This is a genomic window from Acinetobacter sp. PC34 (assembly GCF_051789135.1).
GTDB classification, from domain to species: domain Bacteria; phylum Pseudomonadota; class Gammaproteobacteria; order Pseudomonadales; family Moraxellaceae; genus Acinetobacter; species Acinetobacter johnsonii.
The window spans coordinates 3,004,714-3,029,414 of record NZ_CP196664.1; the positions used below are offsets into that span (position 1 = coordinate 3,004,714).

At 41.5% G+C, this 24,701-nt stretch carries 24 protein-coding genes; 21 read left to right on the forward strand and 3 right to left on the reverse strand.

The window, feature by feature from the left end; translation table 11 throughout:
- Window positions 1–136: 136 nt before the first annotated feature.
- From ACSC9N_RS14655 to rdgB, 10 genes are all read left to right on the forward strand, one after another.
- Window positions 137–2,413, forward strand: a complete 2,277-nt coding sequence (locus ACSC9N_RS14655; RefSeq protein WP_395474907.1) for a TonB-dependent receptor domain-containing protein — start codon at window positions 137–139, stop codon at window positions 2,411–2,413.
- A 330-nt stretch (window positions 2,414–2,743) separates the two neighbouring features.
- Window positions 2,744–4,981 (forward strand): TonB-dependent receptor, encoded by a 2,238-nt coding sequence (locus ACSC9N_RS14660; protein ID WP_010325890.1) that lies wholly within the window; start codon window positions 2,744–2,746, stop codon window positions 4,979–4,981.
- A 118-nt stretch (window positions 4,982–5,099) separates the two neighbouring features.
- Window positions 5,100–5,783, forward strand: a complete 684-nt coding sequence (locus ACSC9N_RS14665; protein ID WP_010325889.1) for a Fe2+-dependent dioxygenase — start codon at window positions 5,100–5,102, stop codon at window positions 5,781–5,783.
- Between the two features lie 48 nt (window positions 5,784–5,831).
- A complete protein-coding gene (locus tag ACSC9N_RS14670) occupies window positions 5,832–6,938 on the forward strand; it encodes an alpha-hydroxy acid oxidase (protein ID WP_058952349.1) in 1,107 nt (368 codons plus the stop codon).
- Window positions 6,939–7,295: 357 nt separating this feature from the next.
- A complete protein-coding gene (gene leuA / locus ACSC9N_RS14675) occupies window positions 7,296–8,993 on the forward strand; it encodes a 2-isopropylmalate synthase (protein ID WP_010325887.1) in 1,698 nt (565 codons plus the stop codon).
- 101 nt (window positions 8,994–9,094) lie between these two features.
- On the forward strand, window positions 9,095–10,255 hold the full coding sequence (metX, locus tag ACSC9N_RS14680) for a homoserine O-succinyltransferase MetX (RefSeq protein WP_010325886.1): 1,161 nt from the start codon (window positions 9,095–9,097) through the stop codon (window positions 10,253–10,255).
- Window positions 10,255–10,848 (forward strand): methionine biosynthesis protein MetW, encoded by a 594-nt coding sequence (gene metW, locus ACSC9N_RS14685; RefSeq protein ID WP_004979039.1) that lies wholly within the window; start codon window positions 10,255–10,257, stop codon window positions 10,846–10,848. Before metX ends, metW begins: the two co-directional genes overlap by 1 nt.
- Window positions 10,845–11,435, forward strand: coding sequence for a tetratricopeptide repeat protein (locus tag ACSC9N_RS14690; protein WP_004692440.1), 591 nt, complete (start codon window positions 10,845–10,847; stop codon window positions 11,433–11,435). Before metW ends, ACSC9N_RS14690 begins: the two co-directional genes overlap by 4 nt.
- Window positions 11,436–11,567: 132 nt before the next feature.
- Window positions 11,568–12,113 carry a hypothetical protein gene (locus tag ACSC9N_RS14695; protein ID WP_010325885.1) on the forward strand — a complete coding sequence of 182 codons (546 nt, stop codon included), beginning with the start codon at window positions 11,568–11,570 and terminating at the stop codon, window positions 12,111–12,113.
- 59 nt (window positions 12,114–12,172) lie between these two features.
- Entirely contained in the window at window positions 12,173–12,799 is a 627-nt protein-coding gene (gene rdgB / locus ACSC9N_RS14700; RefSeq protein WP_010325884.1) for an RdgB/HAM1 family non-canonical purine NTP pyrophosphatase, read from the forward strand.
- Between the two features lie 116 nt (window positions 12,800–12,915).
- On the opposite strand, the gene ACSC9N_RS14705 is transcribed toward rdgB, so the two are convergent.
- Window positions 12,916–13,800, reverse strand: coding sequence for a permease (locus ACSC9N_RS14705; RefSeq protein WP_010325883.1), 885 nt, complete (start codon window positions 13,798–13,800; stop codon window positions 12,916–12,918).
- A 159-nt stretch (window positions 13,801–13,959) separates the two neighbouring features.
- On the opposite strand from ACSC9N_RS14705, the gene tatA reads away from it, so the two are divergent.
- The 4 genes from tatA (at window position 13,960) to ACSC9N_RS14725 (ending at window position 17,921) form a co-directional block, all read left to right on the forward strand.
- Window positions 13,960–14,181 carry a Sec-independent protein translocase subunit TatA gene (tatA, locus tag ACSC9N_RS14710; RefSeq protein WP_004979030.1) on the forward strand — a complete coding sequence of 74 codons (222 nt, stop codon included), beginning with the start codon at window positions 13,960–13,962 and terminating at the stop codon, window positions 14,179–14,181.
- Window positions 14,182–14,198: 17 nt separating this feature from the next.
- Complete coding sequence (gene tatB / locus ACSC9N_RS14715; RefSeq protein ID WP_010325882.1) at window positions 14,199–14,657, forward strand: Sec-independent protein translocase protein TatB; 459 nt, start codon at window positions 14,199–14,201, stop codon at window positions 14,655–14,657.
- Window positions 14,654–15,433: a twin-arginine translocase subunit TatC gene (gene tatC, locus ACSC9N_RS14720; protein WP_010325881.1), complete on the forward strand. Its 780-nt coding sequence runs from the start codon at window positions 14,654–14,656 to the stop codon at window positions 15,431–15,433. Before tatB ends, tatC begins: the two co-directional genes overlap by 4 nt.
- A 172-nt stretch (window positions 15,434–15,605) precedes the next feature.
- Complete coding sequence (locus ACSC9N_RS14725) at window positions 15,606–17,921, forward strand: PhoX family protein (RefSeq protein WP_010325880.1); 2,316 nt, start codon at window positions 15,606–15,608, stop codon at window positions 17,919–17,921.
- 40 nt (window positions 17,922–17,961) lie between these two features.
- Here the strand turns inward: ACSC9N_RS14725 and ACSC9N_RS14730 are convergent, their stop codons facing one another.
- Window positions 17,962–18,744 (reverse strand): NRDE family protein, encoded by a 783-nt coding sequence (locus tag ACSC9N_RS14730; protein ID WP_010325879.1) that lies wholly within the window; start codon window positions 18,742–18,744, stop codon window positions 17,962–17,964.
- 93 nt (window positions 18,745–18,837) lie between these two features.
- On the opposite strand from ACSC9N_RS14730, the gene lgt reads away from it, so the two are divergent.
- The 3 genes from lgt to ACSC9N_RS14745 all read left to right on the forward strand — a co-directional run bounded on the left by lgt (window position 18,838) and on the right by ACSC9N_RS14745 (window position 20,507).
- Entirely contained in the window at window positions 18,838–19,650 is an 813-nt protein-coding gene (lgt, locus tag ACSC9N_RS14735) for a prolipoprotein diacylglyceryl transferase (protein WP_010325878.1), read from the forward strand.
- A 101-nt stretch (window positions 19,651–19,751) separates the two neighbouring features.
- Entirely contained in the window at window positions 19,752–20,135 is a 384-nt protein-coding gene (locus tag ACSC9N_RS14740; RefSeq protein WP_029574939.1) for a hypothetical protein, read from the forward strand.
- A gap of 3 nt (window positions 20,136–20,138) precedes the next feature.
- The gene (locus ACSC9N_RS14745; RefSeq protein ID WP_010325876.1) at window positions 20,139–20,507 is read left to right on the forward strand and encodes a hypothetical protein; all 369 of its coding nucleotides are present in this window, start codon (window positions 20,139–20,141) and stop codon (window positions 20,505–20,507) included.
- 39 nt (window positions 20,508–20,546) lie between these two features.
- Here ACSC9N_RS14745 and ACSC9N_RS14750 read toward each other — a convergent pair whose 3' ends face one another.
- Window positions 20,547–21,056 carry a hypothetical protein gene (locus ACSC9N_RS14750; protein WP_010325875.1) on the reverse strand — a complete coding sequence of 170 codons (510 nt, stop codon included), beginning with the start codon at window positions 21,054–21,056 and terminating at the stop codon, window positions 20,547–20,549.
- Window positions 21,057–21,582: 526 nt separating this feature from the next.
- Between ACSC9N_RS14750 and thyA the strand changes: the two genes are divergently transcribed.
- The 4 genes from thyA (at window position 21,583) to ACSC9N_RS14770 (ending at window position 24,687) form a co-directional block, all read left to right on the forward strand.
- Window positions 21,583–22,425, forward strand: coding sequence for a thymidylate synthase (thyA, locus tag ACSC9N_RS14755; RefSeq protein ID WP_130235061.1), 843 nt, complete (start codon window positions 21,583–21,585; stop codon window positions 22,423–22,425).
- Window positions 22,426–22,541: 116 nt separating this feature from the next.
- Window positions 22,542–23,054 (forward strand): dihydrofolate reductase, encoded by a 513-nt coding sequence (locus ACSC9N_RS14760; RefSeq protein WP_010325873.1) that lies wholly within the window; start codon window positions 22,542–22,544, stop codon window positions 23,052–23,054.
- 26 nt (window positions 23,055–23,080) lie between these two features.
- A complete protein-coding gene (locus ACSC9N_RS14765; RefSeq protein WP_035330379.1) occupies window positions 23,081–24,133 on the forward strand; it encodes an Lnb N-terminal periplasmic domain-containing protein in 1,053 nt (350 codons plus the stop codon).
- A gap of 95 nt (window positions 24,134–24,228) precedes the next feature.
- The gene (locus ACSC9N_RS14770; protein ID WP_010325871.1) at window positions 24,229–24,687 is read left to right on the forward strand and encodes an META domain-containing protein; all 459 of its coding nucleotides are present in this window, start codon (window positions 24,229–24,231) and stop codon (window positions 24,685–24,687) included.
- Window positions 24,688–24,701: the final 14 nt, after the last annotated feature.

Consider the following 24,701-nt stretch of genomic DNA (forward strand, 5'->3'; position numbering starts at 1 on the left):
ATCGCTACTGATTAAGCGCAAAGTATTATATTTTTTATGGCTTTTTGTTGCAAATGATAAATATTACCATTAATATTTGCGTCAACTTTGATCGTTTTTTTCAATTTTTTTCTCGTCCATCATTGGAACTCTAGTTATGAGTAAGTTTAATCTACACCCTCTTTCATTGGCATTGCTTGGGGCAATCACCACTCCTGTTTTCGCAGAAACAACAACTGAAGATTCATCTACCCATCAGCTTTCCACCATTGTGGTTTCAGCTGCGGGTTTTGAACAAGATATTAAAAATGCACCTGCATCTATTACTGTATTAAATCAAGAAGATCTCAAATCCAAACGCGTGAACTCATTAGCAGATGCTTTACGTGGTGTAGAAGGTGTAGATGTTAGCCCTACTGCAGGTAAGACAGGAACACTCAATATTCGTATGCGTGGTATGCCACCTGAATACACTTTAATTTTAATCGATGGTAAGCGCCAAAATAGTGTAGGAAACATTACACCGAATGGTTTTAGCGAATCTAATAATAATTTTATTCCACCAATTTCAGCTATTGAGCGAATTGAAGTCATTCGCGGCCCAATGTCAACTTTATATGGTTCAGACGCTATGGGTGGCGTTATCAATATCATTACTAAAAAAGTGTCTAATGAGTGGACTGGCTCTCTAAACTTAAACGGCACTGTCCTACCAAATAGCTCAGAGTTTGGTAACCAATACGCTGCCGAAATATTTACATCAGGCCCACTGGTAAAAGATTTGGTTGGTTTACAAATCCGCGCACGGAAAGCTGAACGCCAACAATCATATATTAAAGTCCCAGCTGCAAATAGCGAGATCAATACGTTAGCTCAAGGAAATAGTCCGACAAAATCAGATATTGAAACATTTGGTGGCCGCTTAACTTTTACACCACATCCTGATCATAGTTTTACACTTGACGTTGAAAACACTCAACAATGGTTTGATAACAGTCGTGGACAACTTGGTACATACCTAGATAATAATGGTAAGCCACTAGCGCCCAATAGCACTCAAGGCTATGGACCTAGTCAAGAATATGAACGCACCAAAGCCTATATCTCTCATGAATGGCAAACAAATTTTGGTCGTTTAGAAAGCAGTATTTCTCATGTAGAAACAGAAACTGTTGGACGGCTTTTACCCGCGGGCATGTTAACGACACCAGAAAACCAAAAATTCGTTAATCGTGAATTAAAAAGTGAAGATATCTATTTTGATACTAAATTCACCACGCAAAACATTGAAAATCACAACATTACCATTGGTGGTCAATGGTGGGATGCCAGCCAAAAAGATGGTATTCGTCGTGCCAACCCTGAACTAACTTTTGAGCAATATGGTCTATTTATTGAAGACACGTGGTCTATTTTACCAAACTTAAATTTAACCTTAGGTGGCCGTTTCGATGATCACAATGCTTTTGGTGATTTCTTTACCCCACGCGCATATTTAGTTTGGAATATGAATGATCAGTGGACTGCTAAAGGCGGTTATGCTGAAGGATATAAAGTTCCTCGCTTAGAACAACTTACCCAAGGTTTATCCAACATTGCTGGTCAAGGACGCACACCAGTTTTAGGTAATATTAATTTGCAGCCTGAAACGAGTGAAAGTACAGAGTTAGGCATTTATTTTGATAACCAACAAGGCTTTAATGCGAACCTAACATTATTCCAAAATAAGACCAAAGATAAAATTACAACATCAGGTGCAAACTACGCACTTACTTTTATTCGACAAAGTGATGTAGATACACTGACCAAAAATGGTACCTATGTACCTGGTGTCAGCTATGATGGTCGTCCGATCGAGTTTGACTGTACAGGTAATGAAGCAGCCTGTGATGCCAAGTTAAAAGAATGGGGCGCAGACTGGACAACTGCAAAAAATCGTAACTTAACACTTGCACGCCCTTATAACGCAGAAGAAGCTGAGTCACATGGTATTGAAGTTGGTGCCTCATACCAAATTAATAACCAATGGCAAGTTTCTGGCAATTATACATGGACAGAAGGTGAACTAACTGATGCGACAGGTCGTACCATTGATGATGCAGATAATGCTGAACACATGGCTAACCTCTTAGTTAATTACCAACCTGCTGATAATGCATCACTTTGGTTACGTGGTGAATATCGCAGTAGTCAAATCCGAGAAGATGGTAACGTTAAAAACACTTTAGGTGACTATAAAGGCTATACACAATGGCATCTTGGAACCAACTATATAGTGAATGACAATATCGAAGTTGGTGTCGCACTTTATAATATTTTTGATGTCAATTTTGTTGATTATCAATATGTTTCCACTGAAGATGCTTATTATAACCGCTATACAAACACCCAAGAAGGACGACGCGTTCAGCTAAGTACCACCTTTAAGTTCTAATCTACATGCAAAACCCTGCTCTGGCAGGGTTTTCTTCGTACATAGCTAATATAGATCCAACATAATTTATACATATTCACTTGAGAAACACCTTCAAACTTAGCTTAAAAATAATGGATTCTAAATTCCAATAATATTACAAAAATATAATCTAATTTTCCAATTTAAATAAAAATCAAAAACTTACGTTAAATTTATTACATTATTACATTTATTTTTTCTACACAAATATATCTAAGCATCGACAATTCCAATGTAATAGTTATGCTACAAAAAATAAGAATCATTATTATTCGCATACTAATTTACAACGCTAGAACTAGATTCGTTATGGCCTTCATCAAAACACGTAAAAAGCTGGTTTCTTCAGCAATCGCTTCAACACTCTCTGTGGTTGCAGTCAATGCTGTTGCGCAAGATCAAATCGCGCAATTAGAAACAATTCACACGGAAGCGACAGCAGAACAAAGTTTGAAAGTAGACAAATCTGCAAACAGCAAGTTCGTTGCTCCCCTACTCGACACACCAAAGTCTGTGTCGGTTATTTCTAAGCAGTTGATTGAAGACACTCAAGTTACAACTTTAAGCGATGCTTTACGCACAGTACCTGGTATCACACTTGGTGCAGGTGAAGGTGGTAACCCAAATGGTGACCGTCCATTTATCCGTGGTTATAACTCTGAAAGTTCAATGTACGTAGACGGTGTACGTAACTCTACTTCTCAAAACCGTGAAATGTTTGCGATTGAGCAAGTTGAAGTAACGAAAGGTTCTGCATCTGCGTTAGGTGGTGCTGGCGCTGCTGGTGGTAGTGTCAATATGATTTCTAAAGTTGCCAAAAAAGGGGACTTTTTAGAAGGTTCTGTGGGTGCAGGAACAGATGATTACCAACGTATTACCTTAGACGGTAACAAAGACTTTGGTAATGGTATTGCTGGCCGTGTTGCAGTAATGGGGCATCATAACAATAAAGCGGGACAGAAAGACGGCGCAGAATATGCACGTGTAGGTATTGCCCCAAGCATTACCTTTGGTTTAGACACAGCAACTCGTGCGACATTAAGTTATTATTATCTTGAGTCTGATGATACACCTGATTCAGGCGTACCTTATTGGAATTCATCGAATAATACAGCAACAGGTAAACCATTAAATGCCAAGCAAGGCATTTACTATGGTTGGTTAGATCGCGATTTTCAAAAACAAGAAAATCAAATTGGTACAATCAAACTTGAGCACGATCTGACTGATAATTTAACCATCAGCAATACTGCTGTTTATAGTAACTCTAAAAATGACTATATCTGGACACAGCCAGATGACAGTCAGAAAAATATTGCAAACGGTGAAGTATGGCGCCGTGTGAACTCTCGTATTACCGATACTAATACTTTTACAGATCAACTGGCTTTAACTGGAAAATTCAATACAGGCTCAATTAAGCACAGCTTTAATGTAGGTGCTGAATATAGTGATCAAGAATCTGATAAAGGTTCGTATACTGTTACATCAAAATCAGGAAAACCAATTACTGGCTCACCTACAACGGGTGCATGTTCACTTGGAATAGGTGTGGCTTCTGATTATTGGTGTACTGATGCATTCAATCCAAATTCAAAAGATCCATGGTTAGGCAATATTGCTGCAAATAAAGCAGTGACAACAACTACAGCAACAACCACTTCTGTATATTTACTAGACAGTATTGAATTTAATCCGCAATGGCTATTAGACCTAGGCTTACGTTGGGACAAATTTGAAACTGAGCTTAAGACCAATGCAACTGGTGCAAAAATTGAAAGTGATACAGACTTTTTCTCTTATCAAACAGGTTTGACATTTAAGCCTGCTGAGAATGGCAGTATTTATGCAAGCTTTGCAACTTCTGCCAATCCTGTTGGTATCGATGCAGGTGACGGTTCTGAAACTGCGGTGACTGTTGTCAATAAAGATCTAGATCCAGAAGAAAGTCGTACCTTTGAAATTGGTACAAAGTGGGATTTATTTAACAAAAAGTTAAATGTAACTGCTGCTATTTTCCGCACAGAAAAACAAAATACTCGTATCTCGCTTGATGCAAATACCACAACAAACGGTGGATCAAGCAAAGTTGATGGCTTTGAACTGGGCTTAAACGGCAACATTACAGATAAATGGGCGATTTCTGCGGGTTATACCTACTTAGATAGCGAATCAACTAAAAATGGTGTGAGCTGCCGCGGTGCGACATGTACAGACCAAACCATTTATAATGGTAACGTAATGCCAAACGTTGCAAAAAACAGTGCAACTCTTTGGACCACTTACCAAATTATGCCACAGCTCACTTTAGGTGCTGGCGCAATTGCAATGGACAAAGTTTATGGCGACTTAGCAAATACTAAATATGTCCCTGGCTACGTTCGTTACGATGCTATGGCGCGTTACAACGTCAACAAGAATGTTGACCTTCAGTTAAATGTCAACAACTTGGCTGATACACGTTATTTCACTAAAGCTTATGCATCTCACTATGCAACTGAAGCCGAAGGCCGTAGTGCAGTACTCTCTGTAAACTTTAAGTACTAAGTTCGATAGTTAATTCCACAACTTAGTTATGGAACAAAACAAAAATAGCCTCTCATTGAGGCTATTTTTATATATGCTTAAAGACTAAATAGATCTTTCATTTTCAGCAGGTCGTGTTGTGATCCATCATATTCCCAATGTATTAAGCAAAGAACAGGTACAATACTTTCGCCGTGAAATGGCAAAAGTCGAGTGGATTGATGGTAAAAAAACCACAGGATCACTCTCAAAAAATGTAAAACAAAATCAACAGCTACCCGAAGATCACCCTCTCACTCAACACCTAGGTAGTATCATCTTAGAAGCACTTGGACAACATCCGCTCTTTATGTCCGCGGCCCTACCTTTAGATATTTTGCCACCTTATTTTAACCGCTATGAACAGGGCGAAACTTTTGGCTTCCATGTGGACAATGCCATTCGCTGGGTAGCCGGAAGCAAAGATCGGATTCGTACCGATGTATCCTGCACTGTTTTTCTAAGCGAACCTGACGAATATGAAGGTGGCGATTTGGTAGTAGAAGACACCTATGGCTATCATGAAGTAAAATTACCTGCGGGTGATATGATTTTATATCCATCTACTAGCGTGCATGAGGTAACACCAGTGACCTCAGGCTGCCGTGTCGCTTCGTTCTTTTGGGTTCAAAGTATGATTCGAGATGATGCTGACCGCCATATCTTATTTAATCTTGATCAAACTATTCAGAACCTACGCGTGCAACTCAGTGATCAACATCAGGAAGTGGTTAAGCTCACCAGTCTGTATCATAACCTGATGCGTAAATGGGCTGAACTGTAAAACAATAATCCCAGCTCAACGTTAACTACTGTAGCAACTGGACGTTCCATGACATCAAAAACTTTTTTGCCACCACTCACCCAAATTCCTGTCTCATTGCAAACGATTGCTGACTATGAAATTGAGGCAGAAAAGCATCTGCCTGAGATGGTCTGGCACTATTTGCAAGGTGGCGCTATGGATGAAATCAGTGTTCGGAATAACCTCGCTCAGTTCCAAAACTTGCACTTGATACCACGCATGTTAAGAGATCTCACTCAAGGCAATACGAGCTGTGAAATCTTAGGGCAAACCTTTCCACATCCTATTTTTGTCGCACCGATTGGACATCAACAGCAGTTTCATCCTGAAGCAGAAGCAGCAACCGCACTGGCAGCTGAAGTACTCGGTAGCAATATGATTTTGAGTACTTTTACCAACACAGACATGCGAACATTCAAACCTAAAAATCCCTACAAATGGTTTCAACTGTACTGGCAAGGTGACCGTAATAAATCTTTGGCTTTGGTTAAGCTCGCTGAGGCACAAAACTTCACCGCCATTGTAATCACTGTGGACTCACCACATACAGGTATCCGTGACCGAGAACGTCGAGCCTTCTTTCACCTCCCTGAAAACATGCAGCATCCGCACACTCCTGCCCATATTCCACTGCCTGAACTGCAAGAAGGCGATCATCCCGTGTTTAATGGGCTAATGAAAATTGCTCCAACGTGGGACGACATCGCATGGATGGTTAAACAGACTGATTTACCAATTCTACTAAAAGGCATCGTCAGTCCACTCGATGCACAACTGGCCATTCAACATGGCATACAAGGCTTAATTGTGTCTAACCACGGCGGCCGTGTTTTAGATACCTGTATTCCGCCACTAAAAGCATTGCAACTCATAAAAAAAACTGTGCCGCATGACTTCCCTCTTTTATATGACGGCGGTGTTCGTCGCGGCTCAGATGTGTTTAAGGCGATTGCCTTGGGAGCTTCCGCGGTTTTAGTTGGGCGACCATGTATTTATGGTCTTGCCACTGCGGGTGCCCTAGGCGTTGCCCATGTGCTTAAAATCTTAAAAGAAGAATTTGAGATCACCATGGCGTTGATGGGCACTGCAACCCTTGCAGATATACAGCCAGATATGGTTATAGAGCTCTCATAACCTCTTCAAAAAAGCGAATGAAATAAACCAAATTCGAGAAATGAAGAAAAAGATTAAACACATCTCAAAAATACACGGAAATATTTCCCCTATATATCAAATTAGAGGGAAATATTTTTTCAGATACGACTAAAAGCCATAAAAAAAGAAAAATCTTTTCGACCGAAGTGGATTAAACTCTTAAATATAACGTTACAAGGTTACTCACGGTAAATCTAAGTCGTATCAAATATTTACGTTTACAAACACCCTGAAGACTCCCTTGTAAATAGAGACCATAGACACAATCTATATAAATAGTAGGTTGCTTTTTATTACCCCCTCAAATGCAACCCGTACTATGTAAGGAGTTACCTCATGATGTTGGCTGATCCAAGTAAAAAATATCGTCGCATGTATCAACGTGTTGACTTGCCAGACCGTCAATGGCCAAACAACGAAATTACAAAAGCGCCTATTTGGATGAGTACTGACCTGCGTGATGGTAACCAAGCGATTTTTGAACCGATGGATATGGAACAAAAATTTAAAATGTTCCAAATGTTGGTGAAAATTGGATTCAAGAATATTGAAATCGGTTTCCCTTCAGCATCTCAAATTGACTTTGACTTTACCCGTAAATTAATCGAAGAAAATCACATTCCAGATGATGTGTATATCGAAGTTTTAGTTCAAGCACGTGATCATTTAATCCAACGTACTTTTGAGTCTTTAGCGGGGGCAAAACGTGCCATCGTACATATTTATAATTCAAATGCTCCAACTTTCCGCCAAAAAGTCTTAAATGTCGATGTTGCAGGTGCGAAGCAATTGGCCGTCAATGCAGCCAGCAAAGTGAAAGAATATGCAGCGCAATACCCTGAAACGGAATGGGTGTTCCAGTACAGCCCAGAGTGTTTCTCTGCAACCGAATTAGAAGTTGCAAAAGACGTGTGTGATGCCGTTACCGAAATTTGGGAAGCATCACCAAGCAATAAAGTGATTTTAAACTTACCGGCTACGGTTGAAGTTTCAACCCCAAACGTTTATGCAGACCAAGTTGAATGGATGCACCGCAACATCGCCCGTCGTGATGGCGTGATTATCTCTGTACACTGTCACAACGACCGTGGCTGTGGGATTGCTGCATCAGAATTAGCCATTATGGCCGGTGCAGATCGTGTCGAAGGTTGTGTGTTTGGTAATGGCGAACGTACAGGTAACGTCGATGTCGCTGCGATTGCTTTGAATATGTACTCTCAAGGTGTTGCACCAAACTTAGATTTTTCAAATATCAATGAAATCATTGCAACGGTAGAAGAATGTACAGGTTTGCCTGTTCACCCTCGTCACCCTTATGCAGGAGACTTGGTCTTCACCGCATTTTCTGGTTCGCATCAAGATGCCATTAAAAAAGGGTTTGAGTTCCAAAAGAACGAAGAAATTTGGGATATGCCATACTTACCAATCGACCCGAAAGACTTGGGCCGCGACTATGATGCTGTGATTCGCGTCAACTCACAGTCAGGTAAAGGTGGTATTGCTTACTTGTTAGAAGCAAATTACAACGTAGTTTTGCCACGTCGTATCCAAATTGAATTCTCTCAAACCGTACAAAAACGTACCGATGAAGAAGGCACTGAAATTACCGCACAAGAAATTTGGAAATTATTCAAAGAAACTTATGTGGACACCAAAGATACGCATTACTCGACTAAAAACTACCGTTTATATGATAACAACGGCAAACAAGTGGTTGAGCTTGAAGTTGAAGTGAATGGTGAAACTCAGCAATTACGTGGCGAAGGCAATGGTCCAATCTCTGCAATGTTGGATGCTTTACAGTTACCAATCGACGTCTTGAGCTACGAAGAGCGTGGTATTAGCTCTGGGGCAAATGCTAAAGCACTGGCTTTGGTTGAATTACAAGTCAAAGGCACAGGTAAATCAGCATTCGGTGCAGGTATTCACGACAACATTGTGACCTCATCGATTGAAGCGATTATTGCGTGTACCAACCGCTTAATTGATCAAGGTGTGTTAAGCACAGATCAAGTGATTGCTGCTGCGGTATAAGTATTAGCAATAATAATTAGCACTAAAATGACTTTAGAAGGATACCCTCAAGTGGTATCCTTTTGTTTATTAATCCCAAAGATTTAAGGCGTATTATTCCTGTGTCTTTTCCTGCTGACTCCGTGGGTATCGTTAGTCCACAAAAGTTTACTTTTGAAGAGCCCTTAGAGCTCGAATGCGGTCGTATTCTTCCTCGTTATGAATTGATGGTTGAAACCTATGGGGAACTCAATGCAGATAAATCCAATGCGATTTTAATTTGCCATGCGCTATCAGGACATCATCACGCCGCGGGTTATCATCATGACGATGATAAAAAACCGGGTTGGTGGGATGCTTGTATTGGCCCAGGTAAAGCGATTGATACCTCGAAATTTTTCGTGCTTGCACTGAACAATATTGGCGGTTGTAATGGTTCTACGGGTCCAACTTCGCCAAACCCTGAAAATGACAACCGTCCTTATGGCCCAGACTTTCCTTTAGTCACCGTCCGTGACTGGGTTAAAACCCAAGCCATTTTATCCGATCATCTGGGCATTCAAGTCTGGAGTGCGGTGATTGGTGGTTCGCTGGGTGGTATGCAAGCCTTGCAATGGTCGGTTGATTATCCTGACCGTTTGCAAAAATGCGTGATTATTGCCAGTGCGCCGAAACTGTCTGCTCAGAATATTGCCTTTAACGAAGTCGCACGTCAGTCAATTTTGTCTGATCCAGACTTCCATGATGGTCGCTATCTTGAAAATGACAGCTATCCAAAACGTGGCCTAATTTTAGCACGTATGGTCGGTCATATTACCTACCTGTCTGAAGAAGCCATGAAACAAAAATTCGGCCGCGACTTAAAGTCAGGCAAATTTATGTATGGTTTCGATGTCGAATTCCAAGTCGAAAGCTATTTGCGCTATCAAGGTGAGCAATTTAGCCGTAACTTTGACGCCAACACTTATCTGATTATGACCAAAGCTTTGGATTATTTTGATCCTTCGCGTGAGTATGAACAGTCTTTAGTTAAAGCCATGTCACAGACCAAATGTCAGTTCCTCGTGGTGTCCTTTACCACCGACTGGCGTTTTACCCCGCAGCGCTCACAAGAGATTGTGGATGCGCTGATCACCAACCACAAACCAGTGAGCTATTTAGATATCGACGCTGAACAAGGCCATGACTCATTCCTGTTCCCGATTCCTTTGTATGTAAAAGCATTACGTGCATTTTTGGGTGGTTCTGAACACCTTCAAGCAACATCTCAGGAGGCTGTGTAATGCGTATTGATCATCAACTGGCAGAAAAATGGATCAAACCTGATTCCAGCGTACTCGATTTAGGTTGTGGTGACGGTGAATTACTGGCCCATATGAGTAAAAAGCACAATATTCGCGCATATGGACTGGAAATTGATCAAGAAAAGATTGCAATTGCGGTCGGTCGCGGGTTAAATATTATCCAACAAGACTTAAACTTGGGTTTAAGCCGCTTTGCAGACCAGTCTTTTGACTATGTCGTTATGGCACAAGCCTTGCAAGCGGTAGATGCACCAGATGTTTTATTACGTGATATGGTGCGTGTAGGGAAACAGGCGATCATTACTTTTCCGAACTTTGCCCACTGGAAGACCCGTTCTTTCTTGGCACTGAAAGGAATGATGCCCGTTTCTGAAGCTTTACCGTACATGTGGTATAACACACCCAATATCCACTTATGTACTTTCCGTGATTTTGAAGCACTTTGTGCGGAAAATAACATCAGAATTATTAATCGACTCGCTGTAAATGGGGATCAACAAGATAGTTTACTCAGTAAACGTCTCCCGAATTTGTTTGGTGAAGTCGCAATTTATCGAGTGAGCGCTCTATGAAAAAACTATTCTTAAGCACGACACTACTGGTTGGACTTTTGAGCATTCAGGCTCATGCAGATTATGTTTCCCCAACCACGTCTGTTGCGAGTCAAGCTGCACAATATTCTGTTATGGATATCAATAGCTTAATTAAAGCGGCAAAAGCAGGTCAGCCTGCTGCGCAGTTCTATCTTGCAACCAAGTATCAACAAGGTAAAGACATCTCTGCAGATGAACGACAGGCCTTTGCTTGGTACAAAGCCGCTGCAGATCAAGGTCTTTCAGCTGCTCAGCTGAATGTTGGCCGTATGCTTGCAGATGGCCTAGGCACCAAAAAAGATGAATCTTTAGCACGTCAATACTTTGAAAAAGCAGCCAGCCGTGGTGATAACCGCGCAAGCTTTAACTTGGCGATGATGGAAGAGCAAAAGAAAAACTACATGGGTGCTTATCAATGGTATGAGCTTTCAACCCGTGATGGCATGCTCGATAATAAAGTGATTACGCTTTCTGAAGGCAAGAAAACAGCCTTGGCGGCAAACTTAACACAAGATCAAATTCGCCAAGCACGTGACCGTGCAGATAAATGGATTCAAGCCCAATAAGCTGAATGTTAAAGATAGAAGAGCCGACTTGTGATAGTCGGTTTTTTATTACCATAATTCAAATCTATATCATGTAAAAGCCATATAGCTGATTTTGAAGCTACGTTAATAAATATAAAGAAGATAAAATGAATGTTGAGCAATAATACATTTAAGCTATCAATTTACATAAGTACTTTCCTTATAATAAGCAGTCTGATTATATTTCAGATGTTAAAACCATTCTTTTTTGACCATTCTCAAATGTTAAATTTCACGATTCAAATTACTTCTTATAAAAATGGCTATACACCAAACGATTTCATGAAAGAGTTAGAAAAAATAAATTCAGCAGCTTATGGGACGTATGAGTCTGATTACTTTTTCCCGTTTATCACAACCCATCTACAACGTGAAACAATCTTGATGCTACCAACACTCAGAAAGAATACAGACACAGAAATCAGTGATATACCAATAAAGTCAAATAATAAATTTCATTTTCAGCTCCCTCTCTATTCCCAAGAGCATTTTTATCCCATCTCTTATATTAGCTTCAATCTCCCTTCAATTTTTGGAGGTGTAACTTTTGATTGCAAAAGTAAGCTGCCACAACAAACATCTTTGATCGAGACAGAAAACTATACAGCCCAAATCATTTTTAATCGAAAAAAATGCTCTATTCAATCATATTCATAATTCAGCTATATAATTTTTAAAATGGGTTAAAATACAGAAAATTTAGATCGGTTTAACTCATGTCTACTCAATCATGGCTCACTCAAGGCACATTAGTCCTCGCAAGCAATAACAAAGGTAAAATTGCGGAATTTGAAAAATTATTTGCAGAGCTCAACTTACCTGTTGAAGTGATTGCTCAAGGTAAATTGAATATTGAAGATGCCATTGAAGATGGTTTGAGCTTTGTCGAAAATGCGATTATTAAAGCACGTCATGCTTCTAAAATTTCAGGAAAACCAGCCATTGCAGATGACTCCGGGATTTGCATCCCTATTTTAGATGGTGCACCGGGGATTTACTCTGCGCGTTATGCAGGTGAACACGGCGATGATGCTGCCAATAACCAAAAACTCTTAGCTGAACTCAAGCTACTGCGTAAAGATGGTCAAGCGATTGAAGGCATGTTTGTATGCGTTTTAGCGTTAGTACAACATGCCGATGATCCTCTTCCGCAAATTTTCCAAGGTATTTGGAAAGGTGAAGTACTAGAGGTTGCTCGTGGGGAAAATGGTTTTGGTTATGATCCACTGTTCTGGCTACCCGAGTTAGGGCTTTCAAGTGCAGAAATGAGTAAAGAAGAAAAAAATAAAATCAGCCATCGTGGCCAGGCGATGCAACTGTTTAAAGCCAGTTTAGAACAATAAAAACTAAGCTGTGTAATGTTGCCCCTTCTCCCCTCGGGGAGAAGAGTAGCGAAAGATTTCCTATATCCCCCTATCACCGTTGCGCAGCACTTGCATTTCCAGCTAAAAGTGAGTGCTTAGATCACAGCAAATACATGCAGCAATAAACCATAAATACTCACCACGGCACAGCTGATGATCGTACCTGAAGCAATGTATTTTGCCGATGTGCCTGTACCTTGATAATGCGTTTCCAAAGCCACAATATTGGCTGCTGGCGGTAAACAAAATAATAAGAACATGACCCCAATATATTGTTCAATATTAGGAATAGCAAGATAACGATAACTCAGCCCACACAGCACCACGCCACATACCAATTTTAACAAAGCTGTCCGACTACTTTGCCACAAGTCCGCTTTTTCAACTTTGGTGTGCCTCAACCACATGCCCAATACACACATGCCAGAGAAACTCATACCAAATTTGGCTGCACTATAAACCACATCAATCAGATCATGCTGTGACCAATGTTGTACCCCAACGAAACGAAAAATAACGGCCAGCATCAAAGCAATCATGGGTGGAGCACAGAGCACTTTTTTTAAAATAAACGAAAAAGCTAACGGTGTTTGGCTCACAGCCGTCACCGCCCAGAGATTGCCAAAAATAGAACCACCGATGTATAGCGCCACCATTGCTGGACTAATTTCTGTGCCAAACAACGCTATCGCAAAAGGAAAGCCTAGCCATGCCATATTGACATAACTAAAGCATAGGGCGCTTAATTTATTCTTTGAAAAGTATAAGAAAAAGTAAAATAAGAGCACTGCCACGACAAAACTGAATAACATCAAACTAAAGCTACCAGCCTGATAAAACACCATGTTGTAGACAATAACAATCGGAATAAAACAACGCGCTAATAGACTTGAAAATCCTGTTTTCAACCGTGTTGCCAATGGGGTAGATGCAAGGAATAAACCACTAAGAAAGGCCAACAGAGGGAGCAGCAACGTCACTTCAATATCCTTGAAATTTCACCTAATCATCATAACACTGCTTTTCCTCAAAATCTGTGCGGAGCGATCGTTTTGTCTTGAAATTGAAACATCATCGTCACCGCAATGTCACACAAGCCTGTTGATATAGGGAAAACGAAAAATGATGAGGATCTACCCATGGCGGGACTATCAATTTGGCACGTACTAATTTTTGCAATTGTGGTTATTCTTCTTTTTGGTACAGCCAAACTTAAGAACTTAGGCAAAGATGTCGGTGGTGCCGTGAAAGACTTTAAAAAATCAATCCGTGATGAGGACGCTGAAGCAGCTCAACTCAATGAACCACGCACCTTAGAACATCAAAATAGCAACACAAGCAACTCAACCGTCAAACATTAAGTCATTGGAGTTTTGCGATGCTCAATATCGGCATGACAGAGCTTTTGGTGTTTGGCATTATCGCACTATTGGTTCTTGGACCAGAGAAATTACCTGAAGCGGCGCGCTTTGCAGGCAAGTGGTATGGCAAAGTCAAACGCATGGTCAGTAATGTACAAAATGACATTGACCGTGAGCTACGGATGTCTGAATTACGTGAGCAAATGCAAAATGAAATGAAGCGAATTCAGGAGCTTGAACAAAAAATGCAAGCTCAGATGCAACACATACAACAACAAAATATTTTGGCAAATGAAAAGCACCAAGAAACTGCCATACTCGATAATAAAAATATCTCCCATACTTATCAGTATGTAGATCAAAAAGCGCCTATCTTACTGACACTTCAGCCTATGAAACAAAAGTCATCTGTAGATTCGGCACCTTATTTAGGCTGTGTTCAAAATCGCTTTGAACCGATGCGGGAGGCCGTATGAAATCTAGCAACTTAAGCCCTGTAGTGACTCAAGACTCAGAGCAACTGCTGCTTGAAGAAATGCCGATTACTAAGCACTTGATCATCTTAAGAGGTCATTTATTTAAAATCGTCGGTTTAATTCTCATTTTGTTTTTTTGTTTATTGCCTTTTGCCAATCATAGCTACCAAATGCTATCTGAACCCTTACGAGCACAACTTCCAGTTAGCTCATCTATGATTGCAACGGATGTTACTGCCACCTTTATGGCGCCATTTAAACTAAACTTTTTTGTGGCTCTCATGCTGGCCATGCCTTTTATCATTTATCAGCTTTGGGCTTTTGTAAAACCTGCACTATACGAAAAAGAAAAATCACTCGCAACACCTCTTTTGATTGGTAGTATTGCTTTGTTTTATGCAGGTGTAGCTTTTGCTTATTTCATTGCGCTGCCATCCATTTTACACTTTTTTATCAGTGTTTCCCCTGACACTGTGGCCCCAATGACAGACATCAACAGCTATCTCAGCTTCTGTCTAAAACTGTTTTTGGTTTTTGGCTTAACATTTGAAATTCCTATTGTTACCTTAATACTCATCTTGATTGGGGTGGTGAGCACACAACAATTGGTTGAAAAACGAAAATTCATTATTGTCGGCTGTTTTTTTGTTGCAATGTTTGTGACCCCACCTGATGCTCTTTCGATGATTATGCTCGCGATACCAATGTGGCTTTTATTTGAGATTGGTCTGTTTTTTGGAAAACTGATTGAAAAAAAGCGAGCTGCTGAAGCTTAAGCTCCCCGATTGAAAACAATGAGCAGGCAAAATTGCCTGCTTTTTTTATGGCTAAATGTGCTACCGATCATTTCATGTTTTTGACATATAAACTTCACCACGCTGTCATATTGACGTTTTACCTTGTTTGTAACTTTCTAAAAACGACCAAGCAAAAACGCTAGGAATAAACATGACCTATCAAACGCCTTACCATGAAGACCAAGAACTGGATAATAATGACTCAAGCAACGTCCATTTTCGAGACATTCTAGAAAAACGGATCTCACGTCGTAACTTAATTAAAAAAACGGCTAGTGGGGCTGCTGCATTGGCTTTAGCTTCAAGCTTAACCGCGTGTGGAGACGATGATGACAATTCAAACTCATCAGGTGGTAACACCACACCAACCGACCCCAATACGCGACCAGAAAAGCTTACCTTTAGCCCTGTTGAAAAAAACTTAGATGATTGGGTGACGGTTCCTGAAGGCTATACTGCCTCTGTACTTTATGCAATGGGCGACTCGATTCATCCTGCATTTGGGGCATGGGAAGACAACAATGTACCTTCAGGCCCAAGCTTTCAGTTCCGTTCAGGTGACTGCCATGATGGGATGAGCTTTTTTGGATTAGATACTGCAAAGGGTCAATTTGACGCTACCGCATCTGAACAAGGCTTGTTGGTGATGAATCATGAATATATCAACCAAACCTTCTTACACCCACAAGGCCCCACCAAACCGAATGGCCGTCGCCCTGAGGATGAAGTGATTCGCGAAGTCAACGCACATGGGGTTTCTGTCGTTCATATCAAGAAAGACAACACCAATCAAAAAGTTGAAATTATACAAAACTCGTTATTTAACCGCCGCATCACAGCATCCACGGTGATGGACTTTAACGGCCCTGTTGCCAACACTACTTTACTTGCGACCCAATACTCACCTGTCGGGACGAAAACGCGTGGTACACATAATAACTGTGGCAATGGCTACACCCCATGGGGCACTTATTTAACCACTGAAGAGAACTTTATTGGATACTTTAAACGCGCTGGTGCAGATGAATATGCAGGCCGCTCAGAGAAAGAAAAAATCGCATTAAAACGTTATGGCTTGGGCTTAAGTATTGATTATCTTTATGAGAAAAATGCAGATGGCACCCCGAAGAAGAATGAAAAAGGACAAATTATTTACCTCCTTGATCCAGCAGGAAATAAAATCCCAAATAAAGATGAGCAAAATCGTACCGTTTATTTGGATACGAACTCACGTTATGCATGGGAAACCGCAATTGGCGAAGCTGAGTCGCAAGATCTATATGACCGTTGGGATGCAACTATTAAAGGAGCAACTGCTACACAAGACTTCCGTAATGGGCCAAACACCTTTGGTTGGATTGTAGAAATTGACCCGTTTAACGCAGGTCAAAACCCTGTAAAACGTACTGCACTAGGACGTTTCGCACATGAAGACTGTCGTGCAAGCCGTGCAATTGAAGGCCAACCGTTTGCCTTCTACATGGGGGATGACTCTCGTGGCGAATACATTTATAAATTTGTCTCGGATGCAACTTGGGACCCGAAAGACATTAACACAGGTTACCGAGCAGGTGACAAATACATGAACAATGGCAAGTTCTATGTGGCTCAATTTAATGATGACGGTACAGGACAATGGGTCGAATTGGCTTATGGACAAAATGGCCTAAATGAACAAAACAGCATTTACCCATTTAGCTCTCAAGCAGAAGTCCTGACCTTTGCACGCTTAGCAGGTGACACGGTTAAAGCAACCAAGATGGACCGTCCAGAATGGGTCGCAGTTAACCCAGAAAATGGGGAAGTTTATGTTACGCTGACCAACAACTCAAACCGTGGTACAGCATATACAACCGATGCAGCGAATCCACGTAACTATAGCGACCCAGAAGGCGGTAAAGGCAATGTCAACGGTCATATCATTCGCTTCAAAGAAGAAAACTCAGCGGCAGAGACCTTTGAATGGGATATTTACTTATTTGGTGCTGAAGCTGCGATGGCGGAAAACATTAACCTCTCAGGTTTAAATGATAACAACGACCTGTCATCACCAGATGGGATGTGGTTTGACCCACGGGGCGTGCTGTGGATTCAAACCGATGATGGCGCGTATACCGACACAACTAACTGTATGATGCTTGCAGCCTTACCGGGTCAAGTGGGTGATGGCGGTGCTGCAACTGCTCCAAATGAACAAGCAACTATTGTGGGTGCAAAAGTTACAGATGAAAACTTACGTCGTTTCCTCACAGGCCCTGCTGAATGTGAAATCACGGGGGTAACCATGACGCCTGACCACAAAGCCATTTTCATTAATGTGCAACATCCGGGTGAAGACTCTAAGAGCTACGATGCACCAACCAGCCACTGGCCTGCAAGCCAAACCGATCGTACGAACCAAACTGCGCGTCCACGTTCGGCAACCGTGGTCATTACACGTAATGATGGCGGTTTGATCGCAGGTTAAGCAAAAACACAGCAAATGCCGACCTCATGTCGGCATTTTTTTATAGTTTAAAGAATACCGTCTGTTCCGTGATTTTTCCTTTACACTCATCCTGCTGCTGCTTTTCCAGCCAAGACCATTGTTCATGGGTCATGCGCAGGAAGTTAGAACAGCGTGTCCCATAAATAGGGCTTTGAATAAAGGTCGAAGACAATAACTCTTCCATATCCTGACTAATGCCAGTTTGCGGCAACAGGTCTGGAATAATCTTGCGCTCATCCTCCAAAATATCCCAAGATGTCGCCTCTAACTCGCGTTGTAAGATGTGGGACTGTTGCAACATCGGTAAGAACTCTTGGGTAAAGCGCTTACGTAAATGTTTGGTTTTTTCCCAATGTTCAGTCATCAAACCATTCGACACCACATACACGCCTTTCGGAAGAACCTGTGGTGCTTCACCACGATTGCTCATGTAGACCGCCTGATGCCGATCCCCCATAAAAAGATTAAAGCCCGCATAGTCACATTGTTTTTTCTCTAAGTCTTGAGCAAAACGAATCGGGGTTTGTTCAGACTCTAAAAAGGATTGAATCAAATGTCCACGAGACGTTGAATAGCTGGTTTGATCCTTTCCATCGCGAAAGTTGGTTAAAACTGCCCAACGTCCTATTGGCGTTATACCCATCCATGTGCCGCCAGACTGCAAATCTTGCCCTGCAATAATCGGACTATTTTCCCATTGCTTTAAAAGACTCGAAGGGCGCTGATAGAACTCATCTCGATTTGAAATCAAACACAATGGCATCTCATCCAAGACCTGCCATGCTATTGCCACAATACACATAAACGATACTCATCATCTTTACACATTGAATGTACAACATTTTTCATCTCTTTCAGCTAAAATCTGTTCAAAACATAATGACTAGGAATATGCATGCTGACCTATCCAAATATTGACCCCGTCGCAATAGCACTTGGCCCTTTACAAGTCCATTGGTACGGACTGATGTATTTATTGGCCTTTTTGTTTGCTTGGGGACTTGCAAGCTACCGCGCGAAAGAACGTGGTTGGACACCTGATATGGTCTCCGATTTGATCTTTTATGGCGCTCTAGGTGTAGTCATTGGTGGTCGTGTCGGTTACGTCTTCTTTTATGGCTTTGAGCAATTCCTTGCCAACCCAATTTGGCTGTTCCAAGTCTGGACAGGCGGCATGAGTTTCCACGGCGGCTTCTTGGGTGTAATGCTTGCCATGCTGTTCTGGTGCAAGAAATACAAAATGACTTGGTTCCAAACCCTCGACTTTATTGCGCCATGTGTCCCTACAGGGCTCATGTTTGGCCGTATTGGTAACTTCATTGGCGGAGAGCTTTATGGTCGTCCTGTTGCAGACCCAAACTTTGCACTGGGTATGATTTTCCCAACTGACCCGCTACAGCTGATTCGCCATCCATCTCAGCTCTATCAGGCCTTTTTTGAAGGGTTATTGTTATTCATCGTACTGTGGTGGTTCAGTTCAAAGCCACGTCCTCGTATGGCGGTTTCAGCGTTATTCCTGATGGGCTATGGTATGGCCCGCTTCATCGTCGAGTTCTTCCGTGAGCCTGACAACGGACAGCTGTTCATTGCATGGATGAGTAAAGGTCAATTCCTCAGTCTACCAATGATTCTGGTAGGCGCGTGGATGATGTGGTATGCCTATCAAAAGAAAATCTATGATTGGGGCCCACAAAAGAATAATAGCTAATCCGGTGAGCGGATTAAATATTGGGGGCATCATTGCCCCCTTTTTTAGGACCAAATTATGCTAAAGTGACATATGTTTGGTTTTTTAAATACATCACTCCCATGCTCGAATTTTGGTTTAATCCCTCAATTTCTATTCTTAAAAAATTACTTATTTTTATCGCAATTGCTGTTGTAACAGGTGTGTTGTATTGGATGGCCCCCCTAAGCCTCAATGCCATTTTAATGTTCTTGGGTACTGGGATTATTTTTCTGATTTGTCGTTACTGCAAAATTCACTTTGCGGCCAAAAATCCTACAGGTTTTCTGTATCGTCTACTGACTTGGATTCCGATTGCCCTACTCTTGGCGCTGATTTTTATGAATATTAAAGATGGTGAACTGTTGATTCCAGGTGCACAAGGGATTGGTTTTATGGCGCTGGGGATTTGCCTATTTTCCCCCCTATCCCTTTTGCATAGCAATACTCAGCCTGAGTCCAAATAAACCATGTTGAGCTTTTGGTATTCGGAACGCTGTAGCCGTGAAATTAAACTCATCATTTGTATTGCAACTTGTGTGATGATTGTTATCGCAGCACAAGTTCAACAGCTTGGCGCAATTTTTATTGGTTTGAGTCTAGGGATTGGCATTACAACGCATCTGCTGCGCAGTGCGCACTTGAAGATTGCTCAGGGCAATCCGTATCAGGAAGGCTTTTCGCGTTTGGTGGTTTTTCTACCCCTAATTGCCCTGATTTGTTTGCTCGGCTATCTACCCGCGCAAGATAAAATTGCGCTGGCGCTTCAGTGTATCGGCTTTAGTGGAATTGGTTTATTTTTAGTATCGATTCACGCACAGCGTGAAAAAAGAATTTAATCGGGATGCGGAGTTGCTCTACATCCCGTCAACATCTGCTTAATCCATTCGATAATAGCTGTAGTTCACATTTTGGTTACGGTAAACCGCATAACCACTTTGTTTAAAATCAGAAACCCAGCCATTGCCTGAATAAGCGGCAATATGTCCATAACGGTTTTTTGCAGTACGGTCGATAATATAAATATCGCCTTTTTTAGGTTGATCAAAAGATAAGTTGATTTTACGATAACCAATGCTGGTTAAGGTCTTACCCCAATCTGCCGCAGCCACAGGATGACTCTTGAAGCGTGCACCCGCAGACTCTAAGCCAATACGAATACTTTTAGCACATTTTTGGGTACTGGTTTGACGGGTAATATTTCTTAAAAAGCCTGTAAATTTTTCAATATCCACACGCTGATGGTTACTAATAGCCCTTTCTCGTGCCTGCTTCGAGCTTAAAATATCCGAAGCGGTGACATTTCGCTCTGACTGAGAACGTATTATGATATTGGTTTGCGCAGGCGCATAGACGTCATTCATATTTACGTTTTGATCATAAGGCATACTAAAACCAACTCTCCTCCCAATCATTAGGGGTGTGCAACTTTTCGAGTTCGAAATACTAACCGCTCAGCATTGAACTTTCATGTCGTAAATGTAATATTTTTTTTCAAAATGCAACACAACCTTTCTAAAGTTTTCTTTTCTCTGTACTTTTTGAAACCTAAATTAACTAAAAAAATTTAATCCTTCACCAAGTGCCTATTCGCCTCAAGCTCAAATGTTTCAACATCAGCAATGAAGTCCTTAGATATGGAATGGATTGCCCATCTAAACGACTGCCTATTTAGATCCAATATAATTAAATTATTTCAGTTTAAATCCTGTACAAAACCACTTTAACCTGGTTCTCTGTAATAGCTTTCACATAACTTTTATATGATTAATCATCTCGCCTGACTTACTAATCTCGGGTGCGCAATAAGGCACAATTCAGTATAATCATCCGCAGATTTTATAATTTAGAGTGGAAAGTACAGGCACATCTATTAAGAGGTCTGTTCCCCCGAAGTGTTTATTTGAGAGTTTTATGAAAACGTATTTAGACCTGCTACAACACATCCTCGATCACGGCGGTGATAAAGGCGACCGTACTGGTACAGGTACGCGCTCGGTATTTGGTCATCAAATGCGCTTTGATCTTTCTCAAGGCTTCCCTTTATTAACCACTAAAAAAGTACACTTTCGTTCGATCGTGATTGAGCTGTTGTGGTTCTTAAAAGGCGATACCAATGTGCAATATTTACAGGACAACAAAGTCAGTATTTGGGACGAATGGTCAACCGCAGAACAAACTGCGCGTTTTGGTCGCCCAGAAGGTGAACTGGGGCCGGTGTATGGACATCAATGGCGTAACTTCGGCGCAACTAAAAAAGCCGATGGTTTATATGAACAAGATGGTTTTGACCAAATTGCTTGGTTAGTCAATGAAATTAAAACCAATCCAAACTCACGCCGTCTGATTGTATCGGGTTGGAATCCACAAGAAGCTGGGCAAGTTGCTCTTCCTCCGTGCCACACTCTATTCCAGTTCTTTGTCCATAACGGCAAACTGTCTTGTCAGCTCTATCAGCGCAGTGCCGATGTATTTTTAGGTGTGCCTTTTAATATTGCCAGTTATGCGCTACTCACCCATATGATCGCACAAGTCTGCGGTTTAGGTGTGGGGGACTTTGTCTGGACGGGTGGCGATACACATTTATATGCCAACCATTTTGAGCAAGCAAAGCTTCAGTTAAGCCGTGAACCTTTAGGGCTGTGCCAACTGAAACTGAATCCTGCGATTAAAGATATTTTCGACTTTAAATTTGAAGATATCGAAATCGTGGGTTATGAATCGCATCCAGGGATTAAAGCACCTGTTGCTGTTTAAAGTAGATCAAGTCCAATTCAATCTCGCATTGAATCAGCGGGATTAAGGTTTACCCATAGATATTCTTCCTCTCCTTGAGGAAGAATCAGAAATATGACCCAACATTTGAGCGCATTATGGCCTTTCAAAACTTAGAAGTTGTACATGTAGTGGCAATGGATCAGCAGCGCTGTATTGGTAAAGGCAATGACCTACCTTGGCATATTTCAGCCGATCTAAAACACTTCAAAGCCATCACCCAAGGTGGTGTGGTCATTATGGGCCGTAAAACGCTGGAATCGATGGGCCGTACATTACCCAAGCGTGTCAATTGGGTCATTACTCGCGACACTTCTTGGGCTTTTGAAGGCACAAAGGTGGCTTACAGCATCGAAGAAGCTTTAGCGCAAGCTGTTGCCAATGTTCAAGCTTCAGAAAAACCTGACAGTATTTTTATCATTGGTGGCGGTGAAATTTTTAAACAGACCATCGACATTGCGGACCGTTTAGAACTCACGCATGTTGAACTCGATGTGCAAGGTGATGCGCATTACCCTGCCATTCCAGCAGCATTTAAAAAAGTCGCGTCAGAACAACATATTGATGACAAAACTGGAATTGCTTTTGAGTTCGCAACCTATCAAAAATAAAGCATATTCTTTTTGCTAAAAGCACGATGCACAACATGATCAAAATAGAATTTTGGCGGACACTGGGCTTTGGATTACTCCACACCCTGTTTAGTATTTTTGTCTTGTTCAGTTCAATTTGGCTGTGTTTTGCATTGTGGATTCAAGAGCCTTTGGGCTGGTTGGTCAGCCGTATTTTTATTGGGATCTGGATTGCTTTTGCGCTCAGCATTTTGGGTATCTATATCACCCAAAGCTTTTTTGGTCGTCGCCTCGATATCATCCTTTATCTCCTTGGCTTTTTACTGGCATTGTCTTGGTATTTTAGTTTAGATGCTCGCCAAGACCGCGACTGGCAACCTGAAGTAGCAAAAATCTTGCATTATGAAAAACAAGGCGACCATGTCACCCTTCATAATGTCCGTAATTTTACATGGCACCCTGACGGCTCCTATACTGAACATTGGGATACCCGCTCTTTCGATCTAAATCAAATCACTGGGGTCAATATCATTACCTCATACTGGATGGGACCGCAAATCGCACATACCTTGGTCAGTTTTGATTTTGCCAATACTGCACCGCTGACTTTTTCCATTGAAATTCGCAAAGAAAAAAATGAAGAATTTTCAGCGATTGGTGGTTTTTTTAGAAAATATGAGCTGAGTTTAGTGGCCTCAGATGAGCATGATATTGTGTATACCCGTAGCAATATTCGTCATGAACAAGTCTATTTCTTTCCTGTTCGCCTCGGACAGGCTGAAAGTAAAGCACTGTTTGTAGAGTATTTACATAAGGCAGACGAGCTGGCCAAACATCCTAAGTGGTATAACACCCTCACCAGTAATTGCACCACCTTGGTGTTTGATATGGTTCAAGCCGTTTCACATGACGCTTTACCAACCGACTATCGTATTTTAGCTTCAGGTTATTTGCCGAACTATCTGTATGACTTAGGCGCGATTAGCCCACAGTGGGATATGAAAACATGGTATCAAAAAGCCTATATCAACCCACGTGTAAGCAAACAAACAGCTTTAACCAGTCCTGAGTATTCACAGCTCATTCGTCAGGGTTTACCCGTTGACCAAACACGCTAAGGTCTGCAACGAAAAGCTGCAAGTTAAAACTGGCAATCAACGACAAAATTTGCTTTGATAGTTCAGACGATACATCAAAATAAGAGTCTGATCCCATGTTAAAAAAACTGATTGCAAGCAGTCTTTTAGCGAGTAGCTTAATCATGACTGGTTGCCAAACGACACCACCGCCATCCGACACCATTGAAATGGCCAACATTCAACAGCTTCAGCAACGGACTTGGATTTTGACGCAAATCGGCAATACCGAAATTAAAACAGCACCCAATGAACGTAATATTCCAAGCCTTCAGTTTTCAGCTGATAACCGCATCAGTGGTGCAGATGGCTGTAACCGAATTATGGGCAGCTATACCGTAGGACGCGATACGCTCACCTTGAGCCAGCTCGCAACCACCCGAATGGCCTGTATCAATAACAGTACTGTTCCGCAACAGTTCCAAGAAGCGCTGGCAAAAGTGACACATTACCAAGTGTTTGGTAAAACTCTGAAACTACTCGATCGACATGGCAACTTGCTGCTACAGTTTGGCTCTGCCATTCAACCACGTTAAATTATTTCTATAAA

What these genes read in the sequence shown, in the direction of transcription:
- ACSC9N_RS14655 (WP_395474907.1), top strand. Translation starts at nt 137, where the DNA reads ATGAGTAAGTTTAATCTACACCCTCTTTCATTGGCATTGCTTGGGGCA.
- ACSC9N_RS14660 (WP_010325890.1), top strand. Translation starts at nt 2,744, where the DNA reads ATGGCCTTCATCAAAACACGTAAAAAGCTGGTTTCTTCAGCAATCGCT.
- ACSC9N_RS14670 (WP_058952349.1), top strand. Translation starts at nt 5,832, where the DNA reads ATGACATCAAAAACTTTTTTGCCACCACTCACCCAAATTCCTGTCTCA.
- leuA (WP_010325887.1), top strand. Translation starts at nt 7,296, where the DNA reads ATGATGTTGGCTGATCCAAGTAAAAAATATCGTCGCATGTATCAACGT.
- metW (WP_004979039.1), top strand. Translation starts at nt 10,255, where the DNA reads ATGCGTATTGATCATCAACTGGCAGAAAAATGGATCAAACCTGATTCC.
- ACSC9N_RS14690 (WP_004692440.1), top strand. Translation starts at nt 10,845, where the DNA reads ATGAAAAAACTATTCTTAAGCACGACACTACTGGTTGGACTTTTGAGC.
- ACSC9N_RS14695 (WP_010325885.1), top strand. Translation starts at nt 11,568, where the DNA reads ATGTTGAGCAATAATACATTTAAGCTATCAATTTACATAAGTACTTTC.
- rdgB (WP_010325884.1), top strand. Translation starts at nt 12,173, where the DNA reads ATGTCTACTCAATCATGGCTCACTCAAGGCACATTAGTCCTCGCAAGC.
- tatA (WP_004979030.1), top strand. Translation starts at nt 13,960, where the DNA reads ATGGCGGGACTATCAATTTGGCACGTACTAATTTTTGCAATTGTGGTT.
- tatB (WP_010325882.1), top strand. Translation starts at nt 14,199, where the DNA reads ATGCTCAATATCGGCATGACAGAGCTTTTGGTGTTTGGCATTATCGCA.
- tatC (WP_010325881.1), top strand. Translation starts at nt 14,654, where the DNA reads ATGAAATCTAGCAACTTAAGCCCTGTAGTGACTCAAGACTCAGAGCAA.
- ACSC9N_RS14725 (WP_010325880.1), top strand. Translation starts at nt 15,606, where the DNA reads ATGACCTATCAAACGCCTTACCATGAAGACCAAGAACTGGATAATAAT.
- ACSC9N_RS14730 (WP_010325879.1), bottom strand. Translation starts at nt 18,744, where the DNA reads ATGTGTATTGTGGCAATAGCATGGCAGGTCTTGGATGAGATGCCATTG.
- lgt (WP_010325878.1), top strand. Translation starts at nt 18,838, where the DNA reads ATGCTGACCTATCCAAATATTGACCCCGTCGCAATAGCACTTGGCCCT.
- ACSC9N_RS14740 (WP_029574939.1), top strand. Translation starts at nt 19,752, where the DNA reads ATGCTCGAATTTTGGTTTAATCCCTCAATTTCTATTCTTAAAAAATTA.
- ACSC9N_RS14745 (WP_010325876.1), top strand. Translation starts at nt 20,139, where the DNA reads ATGTTGAGCTTTTGGTATTCGGAACGCTGTAGCCGTGAAATTAAACTC.
- ACSC9N_RS14750 (WP_010325875.1), bottom strand. Translation starts at nt 21,056, where the DNA reads ATGCCTTATGATCAAAACGTAAATATGAATGACGTCTATGCGCCTGCG.
- thyA (WP_130235061.1), top strand. Translation starts at nt 21,583, where the DNA reads ATGAAAACGTATTTAGACCTGCTACAACACATCCTCGATCACGGCGGT.
- ACSC9N_RS14760 (WP_010325873.1), top strand. Translation starts at nt 22,542, where the DNA reads ATGGCCTTTCAAAACTTAGAAGTTGTACATGTAGTGGCAATGGATCAG.
- ACSC9N_RS14765 (WP_035330379.1), top strand. Translation starts at nt 23,081, where the DNA reads ATGCACAACATGATCAAAATAGAATTTTGGCGGACACTGGGCTTTGGA.
- ACSC9N_RS14770 (WP_010325871.1), top strand. Translation starts at nt 24,229, where the DNA reads ATGTTAAAAAAACTGATTGCAAGCAGTCTTTTAGCGAGTAGCTTAATC.